Source organism: Arachidicoccus ginsenosidivorans (assembly GCF_007971385.1).
GTDB lineage: Bacteria > Bacteroidota > Bacteroidia > Chitinophagales > Chitinophagaceae > Arachidicoccus > Arachidicoccus ginsenosidivorans.
This window is the reverse complement of sequence record NZ_CP042434.1, coordinates 1927218-1946359: the sequence shown is the minus strand read 5'-3', so window position 1 is coordinate 1946359 and position 19142 is coordinate 1927218. Positions and strand designations below refer to the sequence as shown.

The 19142-nt window shown below is 40.3% G+C and carries 16 protein-coding genes and 1 pseudogene; 13 read left to right on the top strand and 4 right to left on the bottom strand.

The window, feature by feature from the left end; genetic code table 11:
* Nucleotides 1-102: 102 nt before the first annotated feature.
* On the bottom strand, nt 103-417 hold the full coding sequence (locus FSB73_RS07885; RefSeq protein ID WP_146780974.1) for a hypothetical protein: 315 nt from the start codon (nt 415-417) through the stop codon (nt 103-105).
* 348 nt (nt 418-765) lie between these two features.
* Here FSB73_RS07885 and FSB73_RS07880 point away from each other — a divergent pair, with 348 nt between their 5' ends.
* From FSB73_RS07880 to FSB73_RS07870, 3 genes are all read left to right on the top strand, one after another.
* On the top strand, nt 766-2811 hold the full coding sequence (locus FSB73_RS07880) for an OmpA family protein (protein WP_146780973.1): 2046 nt from the start codon (nt 766-768) through the stop codon (nt 2809-2811).
* A 232-nt stretch (nt 2812-3043) separates the two neighbouring features.
* Nucleotides 3044-5047, top strand: coding sequence for a PKD domain-containing protein (locus tag FSB73_RS07875; RefSeq protein ID WP_146780972.1), 2004 nt, complete (start codon nt 3044-3046; stop codon nt 5045-5047).
* A gap of 46 nt (nt 5048-5093) precedes the next feature.
* Nucleotides 5094-7922, top strand: a complete 2829-nt coding sequence (locus FSB73_RS07870) for a CHAT domain-containing protein (protein ID WP_146780971.1) — start codon at nt 5094-5096, stop codon at nt 7920-7922.
* Between the two features lie 140 nt (nt 7923-8062).
* On the opposite strand, the pseudogene FSB73_RS07865 reads toward FSB73_RS07870, so the two are convergent.
* Nucleotides 8063-8971 (bottom strand): annotated as a pseudogene (locus tag FSB73_RS07865) (virulence RhuM family protein).
* Nucleotides 8972-10344: 1373 nt separating this feature from the next.
* On the opposite strand from FSB73_RS07865, the gene FSB73_RS07860 reads away from it, so the two are divergent.
* The 10 genes from FSB73_RS07860 to FSB73_RS07825 all read left to right on the top strand — a co-directional run bounded on the left by FSB73_RS07860 (nt 10345) and on the right by FSB73_RS07825 (nt 17624).
* The gene (locus FSB73_RS07860) at nt 10345-10626 is read left to right on the top strand and encodes a helix-turn-helix domain-containing protein (protein ID WP_146780970.1); all 282 of its coding nucleotides are present in this window, start codon (nt 10345-10347) and stop codon (nt 10624-10626) included.
* A gap of 121 nt (nt 10627-10747) precedes the next feature.
* Nucleotides 10748-10912 (top strand): AlbA family DNA-binding domain-containing protein, encoded by a 165-nt coding sequence (locus FSB73_RS24515; RefSeq protein WP_225974609.1) that lies wholly within the window; start codon nt 10748-10750, stop codon nt 10910-10912.
* The gene (locus tag FSB73_RS07855; protein ID WP_225974608.1) at nt 10882-12393 is read left to right on the top strand and encodes a Fic family protein; all 1512 of its coding nucleotides are present in this window, start codon (nt 10882-10884) and stop codon (nt 12391-12393) included. The genes FSB73_RS24515 and FSB73_RS07855 overlap by 31 nt, the downstream gene beginning before the upstream one ends.
* A gap of 653 nt (nt 12394-13046) precedes the next feature.
* Complete coding sequence (locus FSB73_RS07850; RefSeq protein ID WP_317132870.1) at nt 13047-13640, top strand: DUF6577 family protein; 594 nt, start codon at nt 13047-13049, stop codon at nt 13638-13640.
* Nucleotides 13640-14473 (top strand): nucleotidyl transferase AbiEii/AbiGii toxin family protein, encoded by an 834-nt coding sequence (locus tag FSB73_RS07845; protein ID WP_146780969.1) that lies wholly within the window; start codon nt 13640-13642, stop codon nt 14471-14473. The genes FSB73_RS07850 and FSB73_RS07845 overlap by 1 nt, the downstream gene beginning before the upstream one ends.
* A 112-nt stretch (nt 14474-14585) precedes the next feature.
* Nucleotides 14586-14996, top strand: coding sequence for a GNAT family N-acetyltransferase (locus FSB73_RS07840; RefSeq protein ID WP_225974606.1), 411 nt, complete (start codon nt 14586-14588; stop codon nt 14994-14996).
* A 106-nt stretch (nt 14997-15102) separates the two neighbouring features.
* Nucleotides 15103-15663: a sugar O-acetyltransferase gene (locus FSB73_RS07835; protein WP_146780968.1), complete on the top strand. Its 561-nt coding sequence runs from the start codon at nt 15103-15105 to the stop codon at nt 15661-15663.
* 88 nt (nt 15664-15751) lie between these two features.
* Nucleotides 15752-15925: an alpha/beta hydrolase gene (locus tag FSB73_RS24510; RefSeq protein WP_225974605.1), complete on the top strand. Its 174-nt coding sequence runs from the start codon at nt 15752-15754 to the stop codon at nt 15923-15925.
* A 49-nt stretch (nt 15926-15974) separates the two neighbouring features.
* Nucleotides 15975-16343 carry an alpha/beta hydrolase gene (locus FSB73_RS24505; RefSeq protein WP_225974604.1) on the top strand — a complete coding sequence of 123 codons (369 nt, stop codon included), beginning with the start codon at nt 15975-15977 and terminating at the stop codon, nt 16341-16343.
* A gap of 174 nt (nt 16344-16517) precedes the next feature.
* Nucleotides 16518-17624, top strand: a complete 1107-nt coding sequence (locus FSB73_RS07825; protein WP_225974603.1) for a Gfo/Idh/MocA family protein — start codon at nt 16518-16520, stop codon at nt 17622-17624.
* 119 nt (nt 17625-17743) lie between these two features.
* Here FSB73_RS07825 and msrB read toward each other — a convergent pair whose 3' ends face one another.
* A complete protein-coding gene (gene msrB, locus FSB73_RS07820; RefSeq protein WP_317132869.1) occupies nt 17744-18226 on the bottom strand; it encodes a peptide-methionine (R)-S-oxide reductase MsrB in 483 nt (160 codons plus the stop codon).
* Nucleotides 18210-18953: a peptide-methionine (S)-S-oxide reductase MsrA gene (msrA, locus tag FSB73_RS07815; RefSeq protein WP_146780967.1), complete on the bottom strand. Its 744-nt coding sequence runs from the start codon at nt 18951-18953 to the stop codon at nt 18210-18212. Before msrA ends, msrB begins: the two co-directional genes overlap by 17 nt.
* Between the last annotated feature and the right edge of the window lie 189 nt (nt 18954-19142).

The following is a 19142-nucleotide window of genomic DNA, read 5'->3' as shown; positions in this document are numbered from 1 at the left end:
GGATAACATGCCTTGATTCCAAAGATAAAAATTAATCGCAGAACTAACCCCATAACAGCGGGATCTAAGTTACAGGCTTTCTGACCCGGCAAATAAGCCCGTCTAAAATACCACTACTTGTTTTTTGGCACCTACTAAGTCCTTGCCTGTTATTCCCAAATTATTTACCGAGTCCTTGCCAGACCTGCCTTGATCTTGTATCCAATCTTTGTAGCTATTGGTAGAATCCTCCAACCCGTTACGGCTAACCTTAAAAACCGCTTGTTTGGGCGGCAGCCCACCACTGGGCTGCGGCTGGTCAAAATATGAATTTCCGTTGGATGGAATCATCAGGCTATTTTCTCCCATCTTTTTACTTACTATAAGCGAAATCAACACTGATACCACCATGATAAGGGTCGCAATTGATTTTTTCATATCTATCTAGTTTTTAGCGTTAACAAAGCGCATTTCAAGGTTAAATAAATATAATCTCCAATTTGTGACCCCTGTTGGCAGATAAAATTGTAAACAGGCTTATACAAGGCCTGCGGCATTGATTTAATTGGCCATCTCCTTACCACGGCTGGCTACCCTAAACCGCACACATACAGGCCATTAATACAGTACAGCTGCATTCAGTCCTCCTGTCTGTTAAGTCAGAAAATATTTTTTGAATTTTCCGGCCAAACAGAGGTAACAAAACCTTCCCCCTGTTTATATACTTGTGTAAAGCGGCAGTAGTAGAAAACTACGGCCATACCCAATCATTAAAATTTGTCAAAGATGAAGAGCAAACAATTACTTAGAATCTGTACGTTAATAATCATATCGATCGTTTCATTATTACCGGCACAGGCCCAACAGTCCAAAGCCAGTTTTGATACATCATTATATCCAGTGGGGCTTTCTGCCTTGTACATAGGGGCTCAGGCGGGGTACTTATTTAGTAATAAGGACATCGCTAATGATCCTGCCTACTACCTGACAAGTGGCAAATTTGCTGAGCTTAATTTGGGCTGGAGAGCCAAAAACAGCTGGTTCGGCTGGCAATTAAATCTCGGAAGGCTGTCCATAGACAGAAAGTTACCCAGTGGGCAACATGGAAATACATCCCTGAACGGCTACGATATACTGCAAAGTTCAAGTCCAAACTGGATGTGGGAAAAGACCACCAGGGACGACCGAACCTTTTTATTTGATCAACCGACCATCGATACAGCCTCAATGACCAATTTTAGCTCCTGGTATGCAATGACAGGACCGCAGTTCTGGATGGGCAAAAAGCGGCTGCAGGCATCTCTTAGTTTAAATGCAGGTATAGGCATGACCGACTATGGTTATTATTTTGTGCAGGGTCATGGCACCTCCATGAACACCCTTCAATACGATTATTATTCAAAGCCGAATGACCAGATTGCAGGGCCGGTAGATGTAGCAATTGAGGGAAATTATAACCAGTATGCCATGAGTAAAGAAACTTTTATGGCTTCAGGATCCCCTACTGATTTCACCAGTGCGGACCTCAAGAGTCAATCAGAAATCAACCTTATGGCCAGAGGAGCGCTGGGTATTGAATACTTTATCACACCCAAAGTTTCAGTAACTGCCAACGCTTCCTATTGGTATATACTGGCGGCTGATCTGGCCGGTCAGCAGTCCTTTCGGGGAAAATTAATGTACAAAGGAACATGGAAGGAAGATTTTAAGCCTGCTACTCCAGGCGAAGACCCACATTTGGAGCCTAAAACCAGAACGATTATCGGTGTGAGTGAACTTAACTATAAAAGAGACTTTGAAAAGAAAAACTTAGGACTGTTGAGCGCCAGCATCGGGGTTAAATTCTGGTTGGGCAAACGGCATAAATCAAGACCAATAGTAAAAGTAATACCTGCGCCTGTCGTAACCACCAAGCCCATTCAAAATAAAGACCTGTTGATTACGGTCAAGGATAAACCAACTGGATATGCCTTAGGTAGTGTAACTGTAACTGTATTTAAAGATGGGCAACCTTTTTATACCGGCATAACAGATGTCAATGGTGCTTTGCCGTTAATTAAAGATATCCCGGCAGGTAATTATGCCATTGTCGGTTTATTAAATGGAATAAAAACCACGGCTACTGAATTAAACAGCTTTGATTTTAAAGGCGAGGCCCGGGTCATAAATTGCGAATTATTACATAATGATCCCCGGTTCACACTGGTCGGCCAAACGCTTAATGCAAAGACGGATGCCAGAATAGCCCATGTAAAAACGACTCTGAACCAAAATAAAGGCGGTGAAAACAATTTTCAGGTATCAGATGACAATGGTGAGTTCAGGTTCCAATTGCAACCCAACGCTGATTATACGGTTTACGCAGAGCAAAAAGGTTACTTCTCTAACAAAGAAGCCGTCACCACCAAGGGGTTAGACAGAAGCAAGACCCTTTATGTGGATCTTCGCCTGGCCTTAAACGAATTAAAACAAGGTGCGCACTTTGAACTAAAGGATATTTATTACGATTTTGATAAGGCCAATATCAGAACGGATGCAGCGATTATTCTGGACAATGTTTATCGTATGCTGATAGACAATCCAACGATTTCAATTGAACTATCTTCCTACACCGACAGTAGAGGTTCAGACAGTTATAATATGAAACTTTCTCAGCAAAGAGCTACTTCCGCCGTACAATATCTTGTCAGCAAAGGAATTTCCTCAACCCGCTTAGAGGCGAGAGGTTACGGAGAAACCCGCCCTGTTAACGGCTGCATCAATGGTGTTCCTTGTTCAGAGGACCAACATCAGGCAAATAGAAGAACAGAAATTAAGATTTTGAAACAGTAAGATGATCCTGCTCATATCCAGGAAATTTTGCTAACCTAATGTGTTTGATATATAGTCTGTTTGACAAGCGTCAGCTCCTCTTAAGGGGGCTGACGCTTGTTAAATTCCATTAGCCAATAATGTGAAGTGAAAAATATGAATGTACCACATGTTCATTCACCCATTGACATAGGATTTTGTATCTTTTAAAATTATAATTACCTTTAATGTATTAAATTAATAACAGGCTGCTATGTTGATTGAAACCAAACGATTATTACCATTGCTGATGCTTCCGGTAGCCCTTGTTTTTGGCAGCCCATTGATGGCGCAGCAAAACGATTCTCTTGCGCCACAGATTGGGTGGACACAAAAGGAATCCCTTATTCAGTTTCAGCCGAACTTACGTCCCTTAAGGCAAATTGCGGGTGCGCCTGAGGCCTTCTATACCTATTTTTGGGAATTTGGCGATGGCAACTTTAGCTTCGATGAAAGCCCCATTCATGGTTTCAGCGATACCGGCAGCTATAATGTGCAATTATATGCGACCAATAATTATGATGATGGTAAAACCCCGCCAACCCGACCCAGAAGAATTAATGTGACCCAAAATAATATAGCGGCCACCAATCAGGGTCATACGGGATTTTTCAGCAAGGGCAATCAGATTCAATTAAAGGTAAACCGGATGCCCAAACCGGGGGAGGATATGGTCTGCATAATTGGCTATCAAAATCCAGGCGGCAGTAAAGAAGCGTTAAATGGCTCCTTGGTTTTATTTTATAATGATAAAGCCTTTAAGAAAAAGAACTTTGGTCTGACGGATCTCAGGAACTACCATAAAGAACAAACCACAGATATGACCACCCTGCTGGCCAGCTGTGAATCGGGCAAGGTCGTTCCTTTATATGCCTATAATCAAATTCCAAGTAGCGGACCCAACCACTTTATCAGCTCAAAGATAGTTAGTAATAACACAACAATCAGTATCCTACAGGGCAAAAATTTACTGTTTGAAACCTCACACTCCCTGCATTTTGAAGGTTTAAAGGCCGGTGAGCAGCGTTATGTATACGCCATTTTGCACACCACCCCTGAGATGATCAAAGACACCAATGCCACGGTTACGATAAGTGCATTAATGATTCCAGACGACCCGGAACACCCCGTTTTTGAAAACAACCTGGCCCTTCAGATTGTCGCCTCCCATGACCCTAATAGGCTGATGCTTAGGAATCGGCGCTTGAATTACCGGTTCATGGGGCAACATAAAAAGCTCAAATACAAAGTCAGGTTTCAGAATACTGGTAAAGGCCCTACAAGCACCATAAAAATAGGCATCAAAGTGCCCACTGAGCTGGACGCCTCAACCTTGACCCTTATTGACCAATATCCTAAATGCATACCCTGCAGCACTGCCGAGCCAGGGCAAAGCTGTCTTGACACTTTGTATACAAAGGATAGTATCCACTTTATATTCAAAAACATCTATTTACCAGGTATGCGTCAACAAGGCGTTGAAGATAAAGATTCAACCAACGGGTTCGTTCAATACCAACTCCAGTTTAAAGAAAAACCGCCCAAAATTCCCTTCTGGTCGCAGGCAGGGATCATTTTTGACAAAAACGAGCCTGTTTATACCAATAAAATGCATACCAGGTTTATAAAAGGGTTGTCTCCCACGGTAATTGCCGGTTATCTTAAGGGCTTTGGAGACCAGAGAGGTCCTAATTCCCCCTTTATTCTGGGAGGTGCTCTTGCTCCCTATTCTCCCTACCGCTTCTATTTCCAGGTCGAAGCCTACTTGGGCATTCATCAAAAATCGACCAGCACACAATTTAATTCAATAGCAGAGCCCAGAGATACCTCCATCCAAGGCATAGGTTATATGGTCACAGAAAGAGGCAACACCACTGAAACAAGTCTTGTTAGCCTGGATATTGTGCCACTCGAAATCAGAAAAAACCTAAATGACTGGTTCAGTCTGGGGTCCGGTCTCTGGCTTCAAGGCAATCTCAAAGAAAAATCGACCATTACGCCTTTAACCCGGGTACAAAATATAAAAGACAGAACAATAGTAGATATACCAGGCGCAACTATGACACAAACCAAAACCTTCTCCCATATAAATCCGGGTGCATTTATTGATTTGAATGTGGGCAAGGTAAGAGTAGGTCCCGCACTCGGTCTGAGGTTATTACATTTCTTTTCTCCGGGTAAGACGGGCGTAATGGCCTATGCCTTATGGCGATTATAAAGGCCGGTAGATAAAGGCCTGTTGGACCATAAATATCATCTGCAAAATGTCAATCACCTCTACAAATATCATGACCCTGCTTCTGATAGGGTTATTTATACTGCCGGGGTCAAATAAAGCAATGGCCAGGGCTATTTCTGGTAATGACAGTACAATAATAGCAAAACACAGTAAAGTACCCATCCTTCCGGGTAATCTGGATCGCAGACTGGATAGTCTTCAAAAAGCTGACCAATTAGCTGGCTGGCTAAACACCTGGTATGATTATTTTTCCCCGAGTCCCAGTCAGCATATCCAACAGCTAGCCCTCCCTTTTAACAGGATTTGGAGAAAGCCCGCAACGGACCCCGAAAGAGTCGCCTTATTTTATCTGCTAATCCTCTGCGGCTACTATCAGTTGCAATATGGCAATATCCTTCAGTCAACTGATCTATATGAACAGGCGTATGAGCTGGCAAAAGGCCACAAGGCCATTCGTGACAGTGAGCTCCTGGATTATTTGATTAAACCCCTGGGCAATAATTACACCAGGCTCGGTGACTATAAGCGGGCGCTGTACATTCAACAGGAAGGTTTAAGGCGGGCAGTGCGCATGAATGACTCCATGCAGCAGGCAGCCGCCCTGGCAAATTTAAGCACAACAGCTCGCTGGAATGATCTACCCAAAGACGCCATAAAGTATGCCCGACAGGGGCTACAAAAAGTAAAAGCAGGTTCCGCCTTACAGGGTCTGCTTTTTAGTACACTCGCAGATATATTGCAGGCCGAAGGATCTACAGATACTGCGCAGTTAATCATCAGTAAAGCACTGGCACTCTTTTCAGCACAAAAACTTGAACGAGGCGCCAATAATACTTATTGGTATGGAGGCGCACTTTGTACTGCTGCTGCTATCGCCAGGCAACAAAAGCAATATGGCCAGGCAATTTCGTTACTCAGGCAGGCAAAGCATCTTTATGATCAGTACTTCCCAAGGTCCAGACAACGTGAAAAAATGAAAGTATTGGTCTCCCTGGGTCAGGTATACAAGACGTCCAACAACTTTAATAATGCATTTAAATATTTCAATCTGGCGCTCGCCGGGCTGCTCCCAAATCAATTCCCAGACGAAGCGGCCTGGCCGGCCCCTCACCTTCTCTATGCAGAAAACACCCTGCTGGATGCCATAACCGGTAAAGCACAAATACTACACCTTATGGGTAAGGACAGCCTGGCACTCATGGGCTATCAAAGCGCAGCAATTGTACTCCAAAAACTCAGGACAACCATTTTCAGTGTTGAAGCTAAAAGGCTCCTTCAGCAACAGAGCCTTCAAACGACCGAGGAGGCAATCAGTATTGCCTATCACCTATTTCAAGGGACGGATAATAAAAAATATGCCTGGATAGCACTTCAATTTGCAGAAGCGCATAAAGCCCGGTTATTATTAGACGATTTACAGAAAAGCAGCGCCTATTCCAGCCAGGCATCTGATGATAGCCTGCTCATCCAACAAAAGAAACTTCGTCAGGTCATCTCCTTTTATATCCATTCCAAAATGGATGCATTGGAGGAAAACCAGACAGCGGAAAACCAGGATTGGCAACAAAAGATAGAGGCCACAAAATATGAATTATCCCTGATCGACAAGCAGGTAAAAGAAAAATATCCGGCGATTACCTGGGACAGCCAAATTGATATAAATACAATAATTTCCGCATTACCACCAGGTATGATCGCATGGGAGTATTTTACAGGTCCCGATAAATGGTATGGATTTTCCATAAACAATAAAGGCATTCTGAGTTTTACTTCACTGAATGTTACCATGGACTTTCCAGACAAGGTTGCACAATTTGTACACCGTTGGTTTAGCAATGGACCTGAACAAATGGTAAATAATCCTGCATTATTTTATAAAAATGCATTTTATCTATACCAAAGGCTTGGCCTGGGCACTCTAAACGACTATTGTAAGTTATTGATTATTCCCGATGGTGTCCTGGGAAGGTTGCCATTTGAAGCCCTGACTACCGACTCAAATTATCATTCCAATCCGGCAAGCTGGCCTTATTTATTGCAAAAAGCCGAAACAAGTCAGGCTTATTCCCTGGCCGTATGGACGCATTCTCAAAAGCAATTTGCGACAATTAAAAACATCAATGGCTTCAGCGGGTTTTTTATTAATCCTACAGGCAATAATCAACTGGCCACATTAAACGGGGTCGATCAGGAAGCAAAAAGTATTCATAACCAAGTAGCCGGCCTTTATTATAAAAATACAGCCGCCACGGCAGAACAGCTCTTAAAGGCCCTACAGCAAAGTGAAGTGGTTCATATCAGTACCCATGCCATACTAATGGGAGATAAACAGATCCCCGCCCTGCAAATGGCGGATATGAAAATTTTATTGGCAGATCTATACCCTTTGCAGGCACATCCTTCCCTGGTATTCATCAGTGCCTGCCAAACGGCAGGGGGCTTATTGTCTCCTGGGGAAGGTATTATAAGCCTTGCCCGTGAATTTACGGCAATGGGTGCCGGAGGCGTAATTGCTGCTCTATGGAATATAAATGATGAAACGGCCTCAAAACTAACCGCACTGTATTATAAAAACCTGCAGGAAACCGGCGATAAATCAGGCGCATTATATCTGGCCAAAAAGCAATGGCTGACAACAGATCCAACCAATGCCACCGCCAAACTTCCATATTATTGGGCCGGGCTTTTGTATTATGGCAATAATACACCGCTCGCACATCCTTTGCGGACAACCGCTGTTTTCCCTGTCTGGGGCTGGGGAATTATCATTGCTTTATTGTTACTTTTATTTTCTCTAATTGGATGGCGTTTAGCTAAACGGAAGCATGATGAAAATAAAAATACATACAATTAGAGGCTATAAGACAAATGCTAAGGAAACCATACACACCGATCTCCACAGTCCGCATCATTTTTTCAGCCTGCAACTTCTAGCTTTTGGCTCTTAAAGTCCCTAAAGGTTTACGGCTGCAGTGCTGTTTCGTTGTCTGCCATTTATTTGTGCTTGTTTTTTATTTTTTGTTCTAAGAAATTCAAATCCTTCAAATCGTCTTGTTTTGCTTCAAACGCTTTCCGTTTTTGGTCAAATGCGGCATAAATTTCATTGACTTTCTTTTCCATCTGTTCGTGTGAAATGCTTCCTTTATGGTCCAGAACTTCTTTTTCATTAAAATCCAAAAGTCTGTCTACATTGATTCTCCAATAATTAAGCGTTAAGTCTTTTCGCTCTTTCACTCTTAATTCTGCTGTTTCTAAAAAGATAACAGTGAGTCTGTTTAATTGGTCTAATTCTTCTGTATTCAGGTAGTTTTTTGCTATCAAAATATCCTGTTTACGAACTTTGTTGCCTTTCCAGGAAGTTAATGCCATATTGGCTTGATCGGCATCGGCACGACTAATGATAATTTCCGCAGCAGTTTAGTGTGTAACTGCATACAGTAATTTATTTTGAGTTTCGAAGAACATTTGTGTGGATTTATCTGTAGCATCATAATCACTGCAAAGCGAAAGTAATTCACGAACCTTTTGATAAAATCGCTTTTCTGAAGTTCGTATTTCACAAATTCGCTCCAACAATTCATCAAAATAATCTGGTCTACCATCGGGATTTTTCAGGCGTTCGTCATCCATCACAAACCCCTTAATCATATACGCTTTCAGGTTTTTGCTTGCCCAAATCCTGAATTGCGTTCCGCGCTTACTTCGCACTCTGAAACCAATGGCGAGAATCATATCCAGAGAGTAAAATGTCACTTCATAATTTTTGCCGTCTGATGCAGTTGTAAAGTAATTCTTTACAACTGCATCCACACTTAACTCCTTGTCTTCCAAGATACTTTTGATATGTTGCCCTATATTTTGTTTAGAGGTGTCAAAAAGTTCAGCCAATTGATTTTGGTTCATCCAGATATTGCCATCTTTTGCCATAAGAACAACATTGGCTATCCCGTCGTCTGTTTGATATATAATGATTTCTGACTGTTCCATTCTACTCAATACTATATAAAATTGTTAGTAATTCTTCTAATGCTAGCAAATATCATGCTTTTCCCCGAAGGAACGAATTCTGCATGGTAGGTGCTCCAAAAAAAATAGCATTATATATAGTTGGCAGCCTACTCCGTTTTCGACCTAACTGATATTATCCAATCGGGATGGCACTTCTTTGCCCTCAGACACCCTGTATAAGAATGATTCGGCCTGGTATTGTACATCTTTAACCCCCTTGATCATTTATTTTGGTTAATTGAGGTTCAGTCATTTCAAATTAATGCTAATCATCAATAATCAGGGGGATTACTTGCAAACAAAACATTAAAAGATGAGTGGCTCATATGATTCATTATAGGTGACCCATATGGGTGCTTATTATCCAGATGAGATTTCTAAAAATAATTTTAACCAACTGTAAATACAAAAATGTGTATCAAATTGTGTGCAAATAAAAAAGCAGTTACGTTAATTTGTGACTGCTTTTTGATTTTATGTACAAACAATTGCTCGGCTGGATTTAACACACGTATTGTAACTAAATAGGAAATATTTCAGGGTCAAAGTGGTAACAACAAGGTGGACAGGCAGTGTGGAGGCTGTCGGTGTGTAAAATATGCATTTTTGACTACTTGGGGATTGTGTTGGAATTGCAGCATCTTGATATATACCGACTTGCGTTTCTGCTAAGGTCGTACACTATATGTTTACTACCCTTTTAGTCACCGTTTACTATACTTAAAGTATTCTGTTGGTGGTGTTTTACTATGCTTATTCTACCTCTTTTCTTTTGTGTCCAGCCATTGTGGGCTGAACTAAAAACGAATCGATTGCGAATCATCCTTTTTGATCAAAATCAAATGCTTTTTGAAGCCGGAGCCATAATTCAGCAGATCCACCGAAGTGCCGAGAGATATTTTCAGCCAATGTTGGACTTATGGGGGCTATTCCCGTTTGTTACGGAAGACAAATCGCTTATTGAGGTGCCTAATAGATCCGCTGCTAGTTCAATCGAATAGTTATTTGGAAGAAGGATCTCTTCAAATAGGATTATACCAGGGTGAATCATCTTCATTTTTCTTTTCATTTGGGTCGTTCTTCTAAGTAAAATTAATGAAGTCTCAGGATAAAAAACGTTGAATGTGATCGCCCGAAGTAATCCTTGCCTATTGCAAGGATTACTTCGGGTGTTAGAGTCTACCAGAATTCAGTTGAATAATTAGGTTTTTGTTTTAGTTTATTTTGTATATTTGTCCGTGTATGGACAAGTAAAATAATTGTAATAAATGTTAGGCCAAAAACTAAAAACATTACGAGAAGCCAAGGGATTACTACAGCGACAGGTTGCCGCTGCATTGGAAGTAGATACTGCTTATATCAGTAAAATGGAAAGCAGCGATAAGCCGGTAAGCAAAAGTTATCTTCCCAAGCTTTCGACGTTGTATGGTGTTTCAGAATCTGAGTTGCAGACTTTATGGCTTGCCAATAAAGTTTATGAGATCCTAAAGGATGATGACCTTGCACTAAAGGCCGTTGAAATTGTCCAGGAATCGTTAAAGAGAAAATAAAGACATTACGTGTGGTATTCAGAGACAATGGTTTTGTTAATGACACGACAAAAGATGAAAATTTGAGGCAGTTATTAAAGCAGTTGACTCCAGAAGCCAAATTAAAGTTATTTAAAATAATATGGCATTACCTTTAAATATAGAAGAATTAGTTCACGGGAAGACCATTGAATGGGAACGGCTGGAATTTAAAAAAGGCTGGAATCCTGAAGTTATTGTTCGCTCAATGTGTGCCTTTGCCAATGACTTAAACAATTGGGGTGGGGGTATATTATTGTTGGCATAAATGAAGATGCAGGGCAACCTGTTTTGCCTCCAGAGGGATTACCACAAGATGAACTCGATAAAATACAGAAAAAGGTTATTGAGCTGGGAAACAGGATTATACCTAGTTATTTCCCGATAATGCAACCTTATTATTTAGAAGGAAAACATATTTTGGTACTTTGGTGTCCTGCAGGGGATAATAGGCCGTATTCAGCTCCGGATTCTCTCGGGAAAGAGGGTGGTAGACTGAATTCTTATGTCCGAGTAGGAGCTGCTTCTGTTATTGCTAAGGGTGAAACCCTTAGGCGATTACAGGAGTTGACAGCAAGGATTCCATTTGATGACCGGATGAATAATCAAGCTACTATTGAGGATTTTAATCTGGGATTGATACGGGAATACCTTCAGGGAGTAAAAAGTGATTTATTTAATGAAAGTGATCGGATGCCTTTAATGGACCTTTGTAGGGCAATGTATATTGTGAAAGGACCAATTGAGCATGTGAGGCCGGTCAACGTGGGATTACTTTTCTTTTCTCTGGCTCCAGAGCGTTTCTTCCCGAGGTCATGGATCGAATTGGTTGTGCATAAAGATGACTCGGGTAGAGAGTTTGAAGAATTTTATTTTAAAGGGCCATTACACAAACAAATTGGCGAAACGTTGACTTTTCTTAGAACAAATGTTCTTGCTGAACGAGTAGTAAAACATCCAGATAGGGCCGAGGCAGATCGTTTTTATAATTTCCCTTATCGGGCATTAGAGGAAGTATTGTCTAATGCCGTCTATCATAAAAGCTATGAATTAGGATCACCTATTGAAGTTCAGGTATTTCCGGATAAGATAACATTTCTGAGCTATCCAGGACCATTGCCTCCTGTTGATGGGAAGGTGTTAAAAAATGAGCAGCATATTTTTGCCAGAGAATATAGAAATAGGCGCATTGGCGATTTTCTAAAAGAGCTGCACTTAACTGAAGGGCGCGGTACAGGTTTCCCTATTATTTATAAGGCAATGGCGAATAATGGCTCTCCGGCCCCCGTTTTTGAAACGGATGATAAGACCTATACTTTGGTGACACTAAAGGTGCACCCTTTCTACGGTGCGAGCGTTAATGGAAAATCGATAAAAGCCACTGACCCCGACCATGCTGACGACCAAGGTGATGTATTGAAAATCAAATCATTAGATGACATACTGTCGTTTTTGAATAGTTCGGACGACCAAGCTGGCGACCAAGCTAACGACCAGGCTCAGAAAGTATTAAGTAATTCAGTGCATGATAAGGTCGGTGTTATTTTAAGCCAATTGGATAAGCCTAAAAGCCGTACTGAAATCTTTGAGACTATTGGCCTTAAGAATCATACTGATGCCAAGAAACGTTATTTAGATCCATTGCTTCAATTTGGGTGGATTAAGATGACTATTCCCGAAATGCCAAGCAGCCCGAATCAAAAATACATAATAACGGAGACTGGCTCCAAACTATTGAAAATCATATAATATTTCCGCACTGACGGCAGTCGATGGCTGTAATTTTGCTTGATTTGATCACTGTTGTCAATTCGACCTTATTGTTTTAAGTTTAAATGATTTCGACTTATTACTTATTTTTTAATGCTTTTAGCATAACGTATATGATTATTTAGGGTCAACTAACACTAACTGAAATCCCATGGTATGCCCAAAGGCCAAAACATGATTGGAGTTGAAACATACTCTTTAACTATCTGAAAGCGATAGCTATCACAACGAAATTATATTTCCAAAACCCAGAAATTTAAAGACGTGCTTGATATGACCACATTCTTTCAGAATTTTTCTGCTGTTTTGCAGAGGATAGATTAGATAGGAGAAAATATTTTAATTTAACATTATATTGCATAATCAAATAAAAGACAATAAAGGTAAGTTATTGTCTTTTATTTGATTTCAAATATTTGACAATAAATGTCATTTATTGTCCGCTTATTAACGTAATTTTACTTTATAGAACAAGAAATGGCTACAAACTTTTTGACATATCAATTAGAACAAAAGTTTCATGGGAAAGAATATATTACCCGGGATGAACTTTACGAATTCTACAGGTTGTACGAACCAGATTTGAGTCCAGCTACCTTTAGCTGGCGTATTCATAATCTAAAAGAAAAAATATCCTGCAATCTGTGAAGCGGAATTTCTATACATTAATGGGGAAAAAATTATTTCAGCCAATTACCTCTCCTAAATTGAAAGCGCTTGGCATAAAAGTTACCAAGGAATTCCCTGCGGCTAATAGTTGCGTGTGGAGTACAAGGTGGCTGAATGAATGGACAATACATCAATCAGGTAGATTTTTGACGGTGGTAGAAGCAGAGGCATCGGCAACGGAATCGGTATTTTATTTTTTAAAGGATGCTAATTATAAAAATGTGTTCTTGAATCCTACTGAAGACATAATTGAAAAGTATATATATGAACAAGAAGAAACAATCATTGTTAAAACACTTCTTACAAAAGCGCCTATCCAACAGCAAAAGCATCTAAGTGTTCCTACACTGGAAAAAATATTGGTTGATTTATTTATTGATAAGAAGCTATACGTGCCATTCCAGGGAGGCGAGCTTATAAATATCTTCAATACCGTCTATAAAAATTACGGTATCAATATTACAAAAATGCTGAGGTATGCCAAAAGAAGGGGCAAAGGCGAAGTGATGATTGAATTTATTACTAAAAACACTCTTTTAAAAGAATTAGTCGATTAATGATATTGCCAGAATCATATACACCGGATTGGATTAAAGCCAAAAGGAAAATTTATACGAAAAGCGATCCCAGCATCATGGAAAAGGTTATCTATGCCCTTTCTTTGGTGGAACATTTAGTGAAATCCGGTCTGAGTTATACATTTAAAGGTGGGACGAGCTTGCTTTTAATACTTCCGGAACCTAAACGGTTCTCCGTTGACGTGGATATAATTACGACTGAAAGTCAGGAGAAAATAGAAAACATTTTAAAGCAAATATGCCAGGAAGGTGTGTTTCTAAGATATGAACTTGACGAATACCGGAGTTATAAACCTGGAGTTCCGAAGGCTCATTATCAATTGACTTTTTATTCCCAATGGGAGAATGTTGAAAAAAATATTTTACTGGATGTTCTTTTTGAAGAGCATGGTTATCCGGCTGTCATCTCCACACCCATTGTAAACGAATGGATAAAAACAGATGATGCACATCTCTTGGCATCTATTCCCACAGTCGACTCCATTGCCGGAGATAAAATTACAGCCTTTGCGCCAAATACAACCGGGATAAAATATCGGGTTGAGTATCCAGACGGCGGCGTTACGGAAAAACAAATGGAAGTAATGAAGCAGCTGTTTGATATTGGAATCTTATTTGACAGGTTATCTAATTTGGACCATTTTAAACAATCATTTAGTGCAACTTCTTTTAAGGAAATGGCTTACATAAAGCTGAAAGAAGAAAAGAAAAAAGCGCAGGACGTTTGTACGGAAGTCGGATTTAAAAAGCTTTCGCACTTTTCTACGGCATTTAAAAAGCAATACGGAATACCACCAACAGAAATATATTGAATATGGATATATTGAATATCAGAAAAGTAACACTAAACGACATTGACCAATTACAAAAATTGGTAAACAAACTTTCTATGAAACCTTTTCGGCAGGAAACACCGAAGAAAATATGATTAATTATTTAAACGAGGGATTTTCCATAGAAAAATTGACAACCGAATTAAGCGATAAAAATACAGAATTTTATTTTGCAACACTTGACAATAACGTAATCGGTTATCTAAAACTTAATTTCGGACAATCACAAACAGAATTGCAGGATGACAAAGCACTTGAAATTGAACGTATTTATGTTTTAAAGGAATTTCACGAAAAGAAAGTCGGGCAAGTGCTTTATGAAAAAGCGATTGAAATTGCTAAAGAGAAAAATGCCGACTATGTGTGGTTAGGCGTTTGGGAAGAAAACCCAAGAGCAATCAGCTTTTACAAGAAGAATGGTTTTGTAGAATTTGATAAGCACATTTTCAAATTGGGCAATGACGAGCAGACCGATATAATGATGAAACTAAAGTTGAAATAAGAGATTTAATAATCTATTTTGAGCTTTGCAAAAAAGTAATTTGTACCTTACAACAAAACAGTTGTGAGACTTTATTTTTAACTTTGCATTGTAAATAATTAAGATAATGCAGAGAACAGATATTTTCGAGCGGTTGCGGAATGGAGAAATCATTTTGCCAAACGACTCTGAAGCTTACAAAATGATAGAAGCTTCATTTGCTACAAAAAAGCTGCTTGTTCAAATGAACAATGCAATAGACCAGACAGAAATCAGGGATTTGTTGAGCCAAATCACAGGTACGGAAATTGACGAAAGCGTTGCAGTTTTCACGCCTTTGTATATCAATTACGGAAAGCATACTAGAATCGGGAAAAACGTATTTATCAATTTCGATTGTACGTTTTTGGATTTGGGAGGAATTACCATTGAAGATAACGTATTGATAGCTCCAAAAGTTAGTTTGTTATCAGAGGGACACCCGACAGAACCCGAAAACAGACACGCACTTATTCCTAAACCTATCCACATCAAAAAGAACGCTTGGATTGGTGCAGGAGCAACCATTTTGCAAGGCGTAACGATTGGCGAAAATGCAGTTGTAGCTTCGGGTGCAGTCGTTTCAAAAAATGTTCCCGATAATACAGTTGTTGGTGGTATTCCTGCGAAGATTATTAAAACAATTTAAAGAAGAATAAAATGAAATAATTATCAATCATAATGACAACCGCTTTGCTAACATTGGGAACTTGCCAACAAAATAAACAGAGGAGGAAATGAAACAGACAGAGCAAACAGAACACTATACATTTGAGTTGAGCGATAAAGTAACACGCCAAAAAGTAACATTCAAAAACCGGTACGGCATTACATTGACAGGAGATTTATACCTGCCGAAAGAGTACGGCAATCAGCCTTTGTGGGCTATTGTCATCAGGGGACCTTTCTGAGCGGTAAAAGAGCAATCTTCGAGATTATATGCCAATCAAATGGCAGAACGTGGATTTTGTTGCATTGGCTTTTGACCCGTCATACACAGGCGAAAGCGGTGGCGAACCTCGTAATGTTACTTCGCCTGACATCAGTGCGGAAGATTTTAGTTCGGCGGTAGATTTTCTCGGAATACAGAAGAGTGTGGACAGAAACAAAATTGGTATCATCGGGATTTGCGGTTGGGCAGGTTTTGCATTAAACACTACTGCCATTGACAAACGTGTAAAAGCCGTTGCCACAACAGGTATGTACGATATGACAAGAGTAATGTCAAAAGGTTATAACGATGCCACAACATTGGAGCAACGTACCCAAATATTAGAGCAATTAGGCGAACAGCGCTGGAAAGATGCAGAAGCAGGAACTTTCGCTTAGGGAGCGATATTAAACGCTGAATAACTAAAAGGCGATGAGCCACGATTTGATATTTGTGAAATTTTAATTTTCATTCTTTTATTGACATTTTGAATGTATTTTTGATAGTCTCTTATCGTGGTTTTTTTGCATCCTCAAATTGCATCTCTATTTTTTTATTTTAAATTCTTTAGAATGAAATTCCGGTTAACCCTTTTTATGTTGATTTTCTTTTTTGCTACTTTGATCACCTCGCAATTATCCGCTACGGCTCAAACAGGCCCATTAAAAGTTGCCTTGGCAGGGTTAAGTCATGACCATGTTTATCTTTTGATGCAACATTATAAACAAGGAGAAGTGGATATCATTGGAATTGCCGAGTCGGATCCTGCCTTGATCAATAAGTTTAAAAAGAATTATCATCTGGCGGATTCCTTATTCTACAAAGATCTTTCTACACTGTTGAAGCATAAAAAACCGGAAGTAGTGATGGCTTTCGATCCAAATTCAGCGCATCTCTCTGTTGTAAAAATTTGTGCACCCTTTCATGTGGATGTCATGGTAGAAAAGCCGCTGGCTACCACTGTGAAAGATGCGGAGCAGATTGTCTCCCTTGCGGAAAAATATCATATCCAGGTATTAACCGATTATGAAACTAGCTGGTATGCGAGCAATCAAACTTTATACAGCCAAGTCAAGGCGGATCAGATCGGTGATATAAGGAAGATGGTCGCTCATGATGGTCATCAGGGGCCTAAAGAGATAGGTTGCAGTCCTGAATTTCTGAGCTGGCTGACTGACCCCAAAACCAATGGTGCAGGGGCCTTATTTGATTTCGGTTGTTATGGGGCTAATCTAATGACCTGGTTGATGGACGGCAAAGCTCCTTTAGCCGTCTATGCAACGACTAGACATATTAAACCTGATATTTATCCCAGAGTGGATGATGATGCGACCATTGTGCTGGATTTTCCCAAAGCGACCGGCATCATTGAAGCTTCCTGGAACTGGCCCTATAATATTAAAGATTTGGAAGTTTTTGGTAAGACTGGTTACCTGCAGGCCGTTGATCCGAATACCTTACGTGAACGCAAAGGGAAAGAGTCGGATTTTAGCATTAAAAAGCTGGATGTCCCAGTGGCACCTTTTCAGAATTATGTTGCTTATGTTACCTCCGTTCTCAGGGGGCAGTTAAAACCCGGTAATGATCTTTCTTCTTTGCAGAACAACCTGATTGTGGTTAAAATCCTGTCTGCTGCCAGACAGTCGGCAAAAGAAGGGAGAAAAATATACCTAAAATAAACGGATAACAGTTGGTTTACTTGTAATACATGGACCGGTTATCAATGTTTTTGGGTCAGTCACCGAATTTACTTTCATTCAGTGACTGACAAGGTAAATGGTTGCTAATTATAGTATACCTATTTGTCTGGCACAAAATCGAGTGATATGGAATTCATGCAGAACCTTTTATAAGTGGGAGGGGGGCCATCGTCGAAAATGTGGCCCAAGTGCGAACCACATCTGCCACATTCGACTTCTGTCCTTTGCATTCCATAAGAGTCATCTTCCTTATAAACGACGCTCGTTGGACGAGACGGCTCATAAAAACTAGGCCAACCACAGGTACTTGCGAATTTGGCATCGGAACGGAATAATTTGTTTCCACAGACGGCGCAGTAATAGGTACCTTTTGCATTGCTGTTCCAGTATTTCCCGGTAAATGCTGTTTCCGTGCCCTTCTCCCTGGCAATGTTATATAGCTCTGGAGGGAGTATTTTCTTCCATTCTGCGTTAGAAACCCGAAGTTTTGTGGTATCGGTTCTTGAGTAATATGGATTGTTTTTATGCGGCTCTGTTGGGTTTGTATTTGGTTGTCCAACGCCTTTACAGGCAAACTGCATCAGCATTGCCACAATCAACACAAGTGAAAGTTTCATCATTATTTATTTTTAAGTTTATCCTTAAACACCTTTTGAATTTCTCCAGTTTTGGTCGGATCACCAGTTGACAATAGGGTTGTGAGCCATTATTGTTGTAATAATCCTGGTGATAACCCTCTGCTTTGTAGAAGACGGTCAGCGGCTGGACTTGAGTCACAATAGGTTTATCGTATGCTTTTTCTTCGTTTAGGCGCTTGATATAATAATTGGCTTTATCCTTTTGCTGCGTATTGCGATAGAAGATGGCTGAACGGTATTGTGTACCCACGTCATCTCCCTGCCTGTTCAGCTGGGTAGGGTCATGTGCCATGAAAAATGCGGCCAGCAATTCATCGTAAGAAATAATAGCTGGTTCATACACAATATTACATGCTTCGGCATGGCCGGTAGTACCGGTACATACCTGTTCATAGCTGGGATTGGGTACTGTCCCTCCGGTAAATCCGGAAATAACGGTATCGACTCCTTTTAATTGTTGAAACTGTGCTTCTACACACCAGAAACATCCTGCCGCAAAAGTTGCGGTATCAGTTTTACTGGTAGTGGTCAATGGTTTGGCGTTTTCCATTGCCTGGAATGCTTTTGAATGACTGATATCGGTTTTGTTTTGGGCGCAGGCTGCGATGGGTAACCAAAGCGTAGCGATGAGCAGGTGCTTAACTAACTGATTTATTTGAATGCTTTTCATTTTGAAGTAATTTATTTAATCATTGTAAAGATCCGTCTAAACCAAAGTAAAAGCAATACCCAGTCTTCCTAAATAATTGACAATACTTCTTATTGGGCCCTTCATGGTGGTTTTAACATAATGATATCTTTATACGATGCCCCTTTTGGGTGGAAATGAGTTTTTCCATTTAGCTCCTTACAGCATGAA

Excerpts from the sequence above, each read along its gene's own strand:
- FSB73_RS07885 (WP_146780974.1), bottom strand. The coding sequence starts at position 417 with ATGAAAAAATCAATTGCGACCCTTATCATGGTGGTATCAGTGTTGATT.
- FSB73_RS07880 (WP_146780973.1), top strand. The coding sequence starts at position 766 with ATGAAGAGCAAACAATTACTTAGAATCTGTACGTTAATAATCATATCG.
- FSB73_RS07875 (WP_146780972.1), top strand. The coding sequence starts at position 3,044 with ATGTTGATTGAAACCAAACGATTATTACCATTGCTGATGCTTCCGGTA.
- FSB73_RS07870 (WP_146780971.1), top strand. The coding sequence starts at position 5,094 with ATGTCAATCACCTCTACAAATATCATGACCCTGCTTCTGATAGGGTTA.
- FSB73_RS07860 (WP_146780970.1), top strand. The coding sequence starts at position 10,345 with ATGTTAGGCCAAAAACTAAAAACATTACGAGAAGCCAAGGGATTACTA.
- FSB73_RS24515 (WP_225974609.1), top strand. The coding sequence starts at position 10,748 with ATGGCATTACCTTTAAATATAGAAGAATTAGTTCACGGGAAGACCATT.
- FSB73_RS07845 (WP_146780969.1), top strand. The coding sequence starts at position 13,640 with ATGATATTGCCAGAATCATATACACCGGATTGGATTAAAGCCAAAAGG.
- FSB73_RS07840 (WP_225974606.1), top strand. The coding sequence starts at position 14,586 with ATGATTAATTATTTAAACGAGGGATTTTCCATAGAAAAATTGACAACC.
- FSB73_RS07835 (WP_146780968.1), top strand. The coding sequence starts at position 15,103 with ATGCAGAGAACAGATATTTTCGAGCGGTTGCGGAATGGAGAAATCATT.
- FSB73_RS24510 (WP_225974605.1), top strand. The coding sequence starts at position 15,752 with ATGAAACAGACAGAGCAAACAGAACACTATACATTTGAGTTGAGCGAT.
- FSB73_RS07825 (WP_225974603.1), top strand. The coding sequence starts at position 16,518 with ATGAAATTCCGGTTAACCCTTTTTATGTTGATTTTCTTTTTTGCTACT.
- msrB (WP_317132869.1), bottom strand. The coding sequence starts at position 18,226 with ATGCAGTTTGCCTGTAAAGGCGTTGGACAACCAAATACAAACCCAACA.
- msrA (WP_146780967.1), bottom strand. The coding sequence starts at position 18,953 with ATGAAAAGCATTCAAATAAATCAGTTAGTTAAGCACCTGCTCATCGCT.